At 38.2% G+C, this 11,582-nt stretch carries 7 protein-coding genes; all 7 read left to right on the forward strand.

Annotated elements, in window-relative coordinates; all coding sequences use genetic code 11:
* Positions 1–24: 24 nt before the first annotated feature.
* The 7 genes from porV to upp are packed head-to-tail and all read left to right on the forward strand — an operon-like array spanning position 25 to position 11,570.
* A complete protein-coding gene (gene porV / locus ACSSV9_RS07380) occupies positions 25–1,215 on the forward strand; it encodes a type IX secretion system outer membrane channel protein PorV (protein WP_437346601.1) in 1,191 nt (396 codons plus the stop codon).
* Between the two features lie 6 nt (positions 1,216–1,221).
* Positions 1,222–4,251 carry a T9SS-dependent M6-like inactivated metalloprotease gene (locus ACSSV9_RS07385; protein ID WP_437346602.1) on the forward strand — a complete coding sequence of 1,010 codons (3,030 nt, stop codon included), beginning with the start codon at positions 1,222–1,224 and terminating at the stop codon, positions 4,249–4,251.
* 7 nt (positions 4,252–4,258) lie between these two features.
* Complete coding sequence (locus tag ACSSV9_RS07390) at positions 4,259–7,324, forward strand: TolB family protein (RefSeq protein WP_437346603.1); 3,066 nt, start codon at positions 4,259–4,261, stop codon at positions 7,322–7,324.
* 13 nt (positions 7,325–7,337) lie between these two features.
* The gene (locus ACSSV9_RS07395; RefSeq protein ID WP_437346604.1) at positions 7,338–8,183 is read left to right on the forward strand and encodes a hypothetical protein; all 846 of its coding nucleotides are present in this window, start codon (positions 7,338–7,340) and stop codon (positions 8,181–8,183) included.
* A gap of 13 nt (positions 8,184–8,196) precedes the next feature.
* The gene (gene der, locus ACSSV9_RS07400; RefSeq protein ID WP_437346605.1) at positions 8,197–9,510 is read left to right on the forward strand and encodes a ribosome biogenesis GTPase Der; all 1,314 of its coding nucleotides are present in this window, start codon (positions 8,197–8,199) and stop codon (positions 9,508–9,510) included.
* Between the two features lie 60 nt (positions 9,511–9,570).
* The gene (locus tag ACSSV9_RS07405) at positions 9,571–10,947 is read left to right on the forward strand and encodes an FAD-dependent oxidoreductase (protein ID WP_437346606.1); all 1,377 of its coding nucleotides are present in this window, start codon (positions 9,571–9,573) and stop codon (positions 10,945–10,947) included.
* Positions 10,944–11,570, forward strand: coding sequence for a uracil phosphoribosyltransferase (gene upp / locus ACSSV9_RS07410; protein ID WP_437346607.1), 627 nt, complete (start codon positions 10,944–10,946; stop codon positions 11,568–11,570). Before ACSSV9_RS07405 ends, upp begins: the two co-directional genes overlap by 4 nt.
* Positions 11,571–11,582: the final 12 nt, after the last annotated feature.

Raw genomic sequence — 11,582 nt, forward strand, 5'->3', positions numbered from 1 at the left:
TAATTACTCAAGGAGGTATAAAAAATGAAAAGAATAATTTTGATTCCGATGGTTATGATAATGATGGTTGGAATCAGTTCAAAAATAAAAGCTCAGGGAGAAGCTGCATTGCCTTTCCTTTTAATAGCTCCCGATTCGAGAGCTGGCGGTATTGGTGAATCCGGCGCTGGATTGGCTGACAATTCTGCAGCAATTTTCTGGAACCCTGCTGGAATTGCATTCCTGACTGGTTCGGAAGTCAGCTTTACACATAGTAACTGGCTACCGCAATTCCATCTCGATTTATTTTACGACTATGCAACTTATCGTCAATATATTGAAGATTTAAATGGCAGTATTACAGCGAGCGTAACATACATGAACTACGGAGAAATTGTACGTACAGGCTCAGATTCTCCCGAGCCAATCGGAACTTTTAGATCTTTCGATGCCGCTCTTACACTCGGTTACGCAACTAAATTGAGCAATGACTGGGGACTCGGCTTGAACTTCAGAATTATCCATAGTCGTCTTGCGGACAAGCCAACTGAAGCCGAACAGGGTAAAGGCGTTGCCACAACTGTCAGTTTCGACGTAGGTGCAATGTGGCGTCCGGAACACCTGAATTTGCCTTTAATTGGTGATATGAGCAATCGTCTTAGCATCGGTATGAACCTCAGCAATATTGGTCCAAAAATTTATTACATCGATCAAGCACAGGCCGACCCAATCCCGACAAATTTCAGACTTGGAATTGCTACCCGCCTCTATCAGGATGACTTCAACTCAATTACTATGACTCTTGATTTCAGCAAATTATTGGTCGACAAAGGCGAAGCATTTCGCGGGGAAGTTGATAGTAACGCCACTCCGAAACAAAGGAAGGATTTTTACGAAGCAATTTTTACCGCATGGGGCGACCAACCATTGAGCGAGGAAATAAGAGATATTACAACCGCTATGGGTCTTGAATACTGGTACGGACAACCTGGAGATTTTATGTTTGCTTTAAGAGCAGGTTATTTTTATGAAGACCCATCGTTTGGAAATAGAAAATTCGTCACTATCGGTGCCGGAATCAGATACGACATGTATGGGTTTGATTTCAGTTATTTAACTACCGACGTGTTTAAGGAAGGCGAAAATCACCCGCTCAATAATACGCTCCGTTTCACTATTTTTATTGGATGGGGTGCCGTACCTCAAACTCAATTAGGTTTTCCCAGAGGCATTTAATCGATTATGAATAAATCAATTTTCAAAATATTTTTTTGGCTGGGAATATTGATTCCCGGCCTTTTATTTGCCGCTTCGAAAAGCGAAAAGAAATTCACAAAAGCTCATTCATTACCTCAGATTTCTACCAGGAATGTTGCTATTGGCAAACTGAAGATTCTGGCTGTTATGGTCGAGTTTCAGGAGGACAACGATGAATATACTTACGGAAATGGTAAGTTCGGTTCGATTTATACTCAAAACTACGGCGATACTATAATTGATCCCTTACCACACGACCGCATTTATTTCGAAAATCACCTCCAGTTTGCTAAAAATTATTTTAAAAAAGTTTCTAATGGTCAATTGGATATCGAATATACAGTACTGCCCGACATTATTACAGTATCACAAACAATGCGTAACTATGCTCCACCGTTGAACAATCCCGACGATTTAAGTGGACTTGCAAAATTTACTGAGGAAGTCTGGACTTTAGCCGATTCGATATATACCGATATCGATTTTTCTCAATACGACCTCTTTACAATTTTTCATGCCGGAGCTGGAGCTGCATTTTATCCCACTGGTAAGATCGGCTATGAAAGGGATTTGCCTTCTGTATTTCTTGGATTTAACACCCTTCAAAAGTATCTGGGCATAAATTTTTCCGGATTCCCTGTTAAGAAAAATTTTAAGATACGTAACAGTATTATACTTCCCTCAACTGAATCGAAAGAAGTTGAATCTTTCGGGAAAAAATATCTTTACCAGATGTCCATCAACGGTTTGATCGTATCAAATATTGGAAGTTATTTAGGATTACCAGACCTGTTCAATACCGAAACGGGAGTTACGGCAATCGATCGATTTGGATTGATGGATGGGAATGCAATTTTTGCTTATAGCGGCTTGTTCCCACCGGAGCCTTCTCCCTGGGAAAAAATATTCCTGGGGTGGGTAGATCCGGTTATATTGCAATCGAATATCAATAATGTTCATCTTACGGCAAAACTTGCAGCTTCGGCAGGCGACACGGTAATCGTCAAAATTCCAATAAACGACCATGAATATTTCCTGGTAGAAAATCGTCAGCGCGATGTTAATAAAGACGGAATAACAATTACTTATAAAATTGGTAACAATGTTTATACGTTTCATACTCAAAAGGACACGGGCAGATTCAGATTCGACAACGCCGACACTCTACACGGTGTAGTGGTGGATGTAGACGAATTCGATTGGGCTGTGCCTGCTAACGGAATTGTTATCTGGCACGTCGATGAAAAAATTATAAGCGAAAAATATGCTGACAATAAAATTAATGCTGATTTGTATAACAAAGGCGTCGATATAGAAGAGGCAGACGGCATTCAGGATATCGGAGAATTGTTCAATACGGTACTCGGCGAAGTATATGGCATCGCAGGCGAAGAAGACTTATGGTACTATGGAAATAAAGCTCGTTTTTATAAAAATCGATTCAGCAGCGATACAAAACCAAACAGCAATTCTAACTCCGGTGCTAAATCGTTTATTACCCTCGATAATTTTTCAGCACCTGGAAATGTAATGACTTTCGACTTTAAGATCGGGAGCGATAAGTTTATCAAACTCGAAAATATTCGCCTGGACGGCAATTATAAATTTGTCGGAGGACTCGATAACCTCCCTTATATATTCCTCATTAACAATCAAGACTTGCTTATTCGTAATATCGAATCGAAATTTACATTAGTGTTCCCTGAATTTTCTGAAGTCAATCCCTCGATATTTCGCTCCTCTTCGAATATTTTCATATTAGGAGCAAATATTAGACAATTTAACACTGTTAGATTGAATTCTACCCTCGATCAAATTATTTCGCAAACCAGTTTTAATTTTTCTGAAAACGAAGGTTCGCGAGTTGTAACTCCCATTTCATGCAACGAACTGAATTCTTATACCTTAATGGGAACTGATGTTTCCCGATTGTTGAGAGTGGAGCATTTTACAGGTAGTTATAACACATTTGATTTCAATGAATACGGTAAAATTGTGCAGGTTTCAGCTTACAGCATACAAAATGAATTTGCTTTGATTACTGATGGTGGATTTTTTATTAATGGTTCACTGCCCGATCGCTTGAAAAGCACTGTAATAAAATTAAGTGGTAAACCGGTAAAATTAATAACATTAGTAAGGCAGGACGGTAATGACGAGTTTATAGTCTTAAACGACAATAATATATTTGATATAATAACCGATGGTGGCATCCGTAACAGTTTTGCAATTAATACAACTGCTGAGATAAAAGACTTTGCAATTTCAGTAAATCAAATTGCGGGGACATATTCGATAATTGTAGCCGATAGCAATAAAATTTTGTCCTACAACGGTTACGGTATTTTAAACGATAATTTTCCGCTAACGGTGACAGAAAAATTAAACGATTACATATTAACAACTGATTTGAACAATGATGAAGTTTGGGATATAATAGCTAGTTCTGTTAACGGCAATCTCTATGCATGGGACGCTACAAGCGCTGAGTTGTTGAGTGATTTTCCGCTGTCAACGGGAGCGACTTTAATAGTCCCGCCTGTTTTATTCCGTACAAATAGTCAAAGCATCACAGATTTTAAATCCGGTATAATCTATGCTGCAATCGATTCAAACAATTATTTAAACAGCTGGTTTATTGCTGTTGAGAATCCTTCGAATGGCTGGCATTCAATTGGTGGACTAAATCATTCATATACTATTCAATTGCCCGAAAGAAATGAAAGTGCAGAATATTTCCCGGAGAGCAAAGCCTACAATTGGCCAAATCCAGCGTATGGTAACGAAACGTATATAAGGTATTTTGTGGCTGAAGATTCAGAAATCGAAGTTATTATCTTTGATGCTGCTGGGGATTATGTGACAGAGCTTCGTGGTGTCGGACGAGGCGGATTTGATAACGAAATAAGATGGGATGTTTCCGACGTGCCGAGTGGAGTTTATTTCGCGCGTATTAATGCTTCCTCGTTAAATAAAACAGCTACTAAACTAATCAAAATTGCAATCATCAAATAGAAGCCTTATGCGAATATTTATATTCTTTTTGTTGACCCCGTTTCTTCTAATAGCCCAATTCAATGAGTATAATCCCGAATACGATTGGTATACTTTGAAAGGCGAGCATGTTTTTGTTCATTATCATACAGAAGCCGAAAGAACAGCTAGAACAGTACTTAAGATAGCCGAAGAAGTATGGGGACCAATTACGTCATTATACGGATACGAACCCGAAAAAGTCCATTTTGTAATTAAGGATATCGACGATTATTCCAATGGCGCAACCTATTTTTTCGACAATAAAATTGAAATATGGGCTTCTGCACTGGATTTCGATTTGCGCGGCTCGCACAATTGGTTGAGGAACGTTATCTCTCATGAATTTACTCACATGGTTCAGATTCAAGCTGCAATGAAAGTTGGAAGAAAAGTACCCGCCGTTTACCTTCAGTTTATGAATTATGAAGACAAACGACGTCCCGACATTTTATACGGCTTCCCCAATTTTATAGCTTCTTATCCAATAGCCACTGTTAATGTGCCTGCCTGGTTTGCCGAAGGCACTGCTCAATATATGCGCAAAGAATTTGACTATGATAATTGGGATACTCACAGGGATATGATCCTTAGATGTTATGCCCTCGACGGAAATATGCTCTCCTGGAATCAAATGGGCGTATTTGGAAAAACAAGTCTTGGCAACGAATCTGTTTATAACGCCGGTTTTGCTCTTACTCGTTATATCGCACAAAAATACGGCGAGGATAAATTAGTTGAAATTAACAATCGCTTGAGAGAACTTGCAAATTTTACTATTGATGCCGCCATTGAACAAACTCTCAATATTTCCGGTAATCAACTTTATACGGAATGGAGCACATTTCTTAGAAATGATTACCAGGAAAGAATTAAAAATGTATTAGAAAATCGTATTGAAGGTAACTTAATTACTCCAGTTGGTTTCGGAAATTTTTATCCTTCTTTTTCCGAAGACGGTTCTCAGATGGTTTATGTATCGAATAAATTCAGCGACTATTTCGGTGTCTCTTCGGTTTATTTGTACAATTTTAATACTAAGGAAGAAAAATTGCTTATACCTATGGTGCGCTCTACTGTCGCTTTTATTCCCGGTACTGACAAAATAATTTATGCAAAGTTGAGCGACGATAATCCCCGCTGGAATAATATTCATGACCTGTATGTTTATGATATAAGCAATAAAGAATCGACAAGGCTTACGTACGGATTGAGAGCCAACAACCCCAGTGTATCCAACGATGGATCTAAAATTGTATTCGTCTTTCAAAAAGATGGGACATCCAATATCGGTACGGTCGATATTGACGGGAAGAATTTTAAACAGCTGACATTTTTTAATAACGGTGAACAGGTTTATAATCCTAAATTTTCACCTGACGATTCGTATATTGTATTTGGATACTCTCTGAAAAATTCGAGAGAAATTGCCCGAGTGGATACAGATGGAACCGGATATAGTGTTTTAATACAAAATGGCCACGACAACCGTGATCCAGTTTTTGACAGTGAAGGTAATTTGATTTTTGCTTCTGATATTACTGGCATCTTTAATCTCTATCGATATGATTTTAATACTCAAAAAACTACAAGAATTTCAAACGTTGTGGGTGGTGCCTTTCAACCAGATGTCGATAAAAAAGGGAATGTTATTTATTCCGGTTACACCTCTGATGGATTTAAAATATTCTTGCTCGATAAAGAAAGTCAGGCTAAAGTAGATGACAATAAAAAATATGTCTGGATCGGTAATCCGCCATTGGACAAGGATAAGCCGAAGGGCGATCTCGTTCGATTCGATATAGAACGTCTAAAAAACTACAACGATTATGAATTGCCCGACGTTAAACCCTCTAAATATTCAGGCTACTTTTCCCGTTTCAGCATAATTCCTTTTATTCGTTACGACAACTATATTACGTCAAATAATTTTGCCGATAGAATAAAACCAGGTATTTATGCGGCTTCGAGCGATTATTTGAACAGATTCAGCATTTTCGGCGGTGGGGCTATAAATAAAAAATTCGAACGCGATTTATTTCTCTCTTTTGAATACAGGGATAAACTTCCATTATTGTTTAACCTGGGACTAAGACCTGAAATGGGTATCGAACTTTATAGTGTTAGTAGAAAAACCAATACGGACATTATCTTCGACTCGCTCGATACTTCTCTGCGAACGAGTACCGACGTCACATACAATTTATTCGAAGCCGATTTCTTTGCCCGGCATAAAATTATTACGGCAGGGAATATGCTGGAGTTTAGATACGTATTCAGCAGCTATACCGCGACACTGGATGCATTTATATTTCCGAATACAAGTTTGCTCTATCCATCTACAAACGATACGTATTATATTGGCAACGATTTCCAATTAAAATTCAGTCACGAAGGTATTATTCCAACAAAAGACTCGGATATAAATCCAGTAGGTAGAAAAATTGAACTTAAATACGATTATGAATTTAACCGCTATAATCCCGACGGCACTTATGAAGTTGCCGACGGCATATTGAAGCCGGTCTACAAAAACTACAATTTTCACAGAATTGAATTAAACTGGAAAGAGTATATGCGGGTCTATATGGAGCATACGCTCACAGCACAAATGCGCTTTGGTAGCATTCTAGGACCAGACGTACCGGAATTTTTCGATTTTTATCTTGGCGGTTTGATCGGAATGAAAAGTTACCCGTTTTATTCGGTTAACGGTAATGAAGTTGCATGGATAAATCTAACATATCGGTTCCCACTTCTTAAGGAGATCGATACACGGTTAGGTCATCTTTATATAGATAAGATTTATATGTCGTTCTATGCAGATTTTGGTAATGCCTGGCATGGCAATCGTATTAAACTGGATAACTTTAAAAAAGGAGCCGGCTTAGAACTTAGAATAAAGATGAATTCATTCTACCTATTCCCGACAAGTTTCTTTTTAAATGCCGCATATTCTTTCGACAGATTTACAAGAACTATTCTAAATGAAGATGTAACTTACGGCAAAGAATGGAATTTTTACGGTGGTATTTTGTTCGACTTTAATTTTTAATTTGGGTACGAAAATGAAAAAGGTATTATTGATATTACTTATTGCCAGTTCAATAAGAGCGCAGTCAAACTTGACCGGCAGCTTGTATCTTGATTCAGAGATTTCTTTCAAAGAGACTTCTGCTGATTTAACCAACGATGCATCCAATAATCATCAGAAGAAAGCTCCATTTACAGCGGCGCTTCTTTCTTTTGCATTTCCTGGAGCGGGACAATTTTATTCCAATAGCTATCTTAAGAGTGCACTTTTTGTAGCAGTGGAAGCTGCGGCAATTACTGTCGGATTGATTTATGACAAAAAGGGCGACGACCAGACGATAAAATTTCAGAACTTTGCCGATCAACATTGGGACGTAACTCGTTATGCTAAGTGGACTATTGCCCATGCAAGTGAAATTAATCCTTCAGTCGATCCAGGAAATTATTTTGTGTTTAATTCAGACGGAACAGTCAATTGGAAAGAATTAAATAAATTGGAAAATGCTTTAGGCAGCTACTATTCACATCGCTTAGCCCCATATGGAGACCAGCAATATTATGAAATGATCGGTAAATATCCTCAGTTTAATGTAGGCTGGGACGACTTTGGCGACGAAAATACTCCTTATAAATATGGCGACCCTCTGACAGAAAATTTTATTTTCTATTCAAAAGAACGAGGTAAAGCCAACGATTTCTATAACGTTGCATATAAAGCCGTACTTGTTATTTTTACGAATCATATAATTAGTGCTATCGATGCGGCGCTCACGGCAAATAGCTATAATAAAAATATCAAAGTTAATGCTGAACTCAATAAAATAAATGTAGGATATAGAACTTACTATTTCCCTCAATTAAATTTGCAATATAATTTTTAATCTATAAGATGATATGAATGAACCCGTTGTTGTAATAGTTGGCCGACCGAACGTTGGCAAGTCAACACTTTTTAACAGATTGACACGAAGCAAAACTTCAATTGTGGACGATGCACCCGGCGTTACGCGCGATCGTATCTACGGCGAGGCAGAATGGAACGGCAAAAAATTTCGTGTAATCGACACGGGTGGACTGGTGCCAAATTCTCAAGACCTTTTTGAAGCTGCTATAAAAGAACAGGTAGAAATTGCTTTCCAGGAAGCCGATGCAATTTTTTTCGTCGTAGACGGTAAGAGCGGCCTTACTCCTCTCGATATTGAAATTGCTCAGAATCTTCGCAAGTTTACCAAACCAAACTTTCTGTTAGTCAATAAGGCTGACAGTCCCGAACTTGAAATTATTAAAAACGACTTTTACCGTTTAGGTATCGAAAAAATTTACGATATATCCGCCATCAATGGACGAAACCTGGGCGATCTACTCGACGATCTGATCGAAAGCCTCGATTTTACGAATGTATCGGAAAAGCCCGACCCTCGCTTGAGACTTTCGATTATCGGTAGACCAAATGTCGGTAAATCGTCCCTTGTAAATTCTTTATTGGGTTACAACCGCTCAATCGTTACCGATATTCCTGGTACCACCAGAGATAGTGTCGACTCGGTTATGAAATACTACGGACAGGAAATCATCCTTGTCGATACAGCTGGTTTAAGAAGAAAATCGAAGATTAAAGAAAACGTGGAATTCTTTTCGAACGTTCGTACTTTCAAAGCTCTCTGGAACAGTGACGTTGCCGTTTTGCTTATCGATGCCCAAGTTGGCATTGAAAATCAGGACCAAAGGATTATCCAGGAAGCAGTACGTCGACGTAAAGGTTTGATTATTGCCATCAACAAATGGGACTTAATTGAAAAGGATACCAATACTGCTAAGATTTTTGAAGATGCTGTTCGAAGAGAACTTGCCACGCTCGATTATGTGCCAATCATTACAATTTCTGCTCTTACCAAACAAAGGATTTTTAAACTAATAGACCTGGCTCTTAAAATTCACGAAGAAAGAAAGAAAAAAATTCCCACGAACCATTTAAACGAAACGCTACTGCCGGAAATTCAAAAAACTCCACCACCTGCCACTCCTACTGGCAAAGAAGTAAAAATAAAATATATAACTCAGGTAGGCGAACATTACCCGATTTTCCTTTTCTTTGCAAACGAACATAAGTATGTGCCGGAAAATTATAAACGCTTTCTTGAAAGGCTTATAAGAAAACATTTCGGTTTCGAAGGTGTACCGATCACTATCAGTATAAAAGACAAATAATAAATTACCACAACCTACCCAAAACACATCGGAATTGATTATATTTATTTGAAATAATTTGTGGGTTATGTTTTGTATTCACCCAAAAATATAATTATTGTTGGTGGCAATGCAGCAGGTCCAGCGGCAGCAGCAAAAGCTAAAAGAATAGACCCCAATTCAAATGTTGTTTTATTCGAAGCCGGTCCTTTCATCTCAACAGGAACCTGTGAAATACCGTATGCACTCTCAGGCGAAATTTCAGATGCCAGGGAATTAATTCTTTTTGATTCCGAAAGTTTCGAACAAAAAAAAGGTGTTAAAGTTTATGTTAACCATCACGTGGAAAAAATCGACAGACGTAATAAAATAGTCTCAGTCTTAAATAAAATAACAAATCAAAAGATTGAATATCCATACGATAAATTAATATTGACTACGGGTTCAAAACCTGTTTACATTCCAAAATTTGACAAATCGTTAGATAATCTCTTTACATTAAAAAGCGTTTCCGACTTAATAAAGCTGGATACCTTCCTGCATAAAAATGATCAAATTAGAAATGTTGCTGTAATAGGAGCTGGGTACATCGGTCTGGAAGCAGCTGAAGCTTTCAGAAAGAAAGGTTTTTCAGTCAAACTCTTTGAAAGAGAAAATTTACCGTTGCCAAACTCAGGTGTGGAAATTGGAAATATTATAAACGAAGTTCTAAAAGAGAACAAGATAGAATTTTATGGGGAGGCTGCTGGTATTGAACCAATCATCAAAGACAATTGGATTAAAGCCATAAAATATCAGGGCTGGAATATCGAGATCGATTTAGTGTTGCTAACAGCGGGTGTAAAACCGAATAACGACTTAGCCATAGCTGCCGGCTTAATGATAGGCGAATACGGTGGGCTGAAAATTGATTCTCGATGCAAAACGTCCGATCCAAATATTTTTGCCGCAGGTGATAATATCGAAGTGAAAAATCGGATTACAAATAGATACGATTATATTCCGCTGGCAACAATTGCCAGAGATTACGGTCATATCGCTGGTGAAAATGCAGCCGGCGGTAATGCTATTGTACGTAGTGTTGTCCCGAATGTTACTTTGAAAATTTTTGATTATTACATTGCGACAGTTGGAATCAGTTGCACAACGGCTCGCAAATATAATCTTAATTTCAATTCCGTTTACGCTACAGCTCCTAATCTCGTAAAGATTATGCCAGACAGCAGAAATGGATTCGGAAAAATTTTATTCGAGAAATATACCGGAAATATTCTCGGTGCGCAGTTCGTGGGTGGAAAGGAAGTTGCAGGTCATGCGGATATCATATCAGTCTTTATAAACAATAAAATACCGGTCTTTAAATTGAGCGATGTCGATTACAATTACACCCCACCGTTATCACCATTCATAAATTTATTGTCGATTTTGGGAAGAAAAGCAAACGAGGCAAGAAAATGAAAAATCTTACTATAGTGGATAATCCACTTGTAAAAAGAGATATAACAATTTTGCGTAATAAAGATACAGACCCTCCTAACTTCCGAGCGGCGCTGGATAGAATTTCTTATTCGATCGCAATTGAGATATCTAAAAATTTTCAACTTGACGAAATAAAAGTTGTTACCCCGCTGGAGACTACTACGGGTTATAAATTACAAAAACAGGTTGTTCTTATACCGGTGTTGCGTGCAGGACTCAGTATGGTCAATTCGTTTCTGGATATGATACCCGACGCTAAAGTGGGGCATATAGGATTGCAGCGGAACGAAAAAACCTTAATGCCGGAAGATTATTATTATAAAACACCGAAGGAGATTGCAACTTCGATTACCATTGTGCTTGATCCAATGCTCGCAACAGGTGGAAGTGCCACAGCGGCATTTAAATATTTGAAAGAACGAAATGCAGGTGAAGCTTACCTTGCATGTCTGATAGCAGCGCCGGAGGGAGTCAAAAAAATGGAAGAAGAGCACCCCGATGTTAAAATTTTTACAGCCGCTCTCGATAGAGAATTAAATGAAGTCGGTTATATTGTCCCCGGTTTGGGTGACGCAGGAGATAGAACGTTTGGCACCTTCTGAAGAACTTATTTT

Source organism: Melioribacter sulfuriphilus (genome assembly GCF_051488685.1).
Classification (GTDB): domain Bacteria; phylum Bacteroidota; class Ignavibacteria; order Ignavibacteriales; family Melioribacteraceae; genus Melioribacter.

Excerpts from the sequence above, each read along its gene's own strand:
- porV (WP_437346601.1), top strand. The coding sequence starts at position 25 with ATGAAAAGAATAATTTTGATTCCGATGGTTATGATAATGATGGTTGGA.
- ACSSV9_RS07385 (WP_437346602.1), top strand. The coding sequence starts at position 1,222 with ATGAATAAATCAATTTTCAAAATATTTTTTTGGCTGGGAATATTGATT.
- ACSSV9_RS07390 (WP_437346603.1), top strand. The coding sequence starts at position 4,259 with ATGCGAATATTTATATTCTTTTTGTTGACCCCGTTTCTTCTAATAGCC.
- ACSSV9_RS07395 (WP_437346604.1), top strand. The coding sequence starts at position 7,338 with ATGAAAAAGGTATTATTGATATTACTTATTGCCAGTTCAATAAGAGCG.
- der (WP_437346605.1), top strand. The coding sequence starts at position 8,197 with ATGAATGAACCCGTTGTTGTAATAGTTGGCCGACCGAACGTTGGCAAG.
- upp (WP_437346607.1), top strand. The coding sequence starts at position 10,944 with ATGAAAAATCTTACTATAGTGGATAATCCACTTGTAAAAAGAGATATA.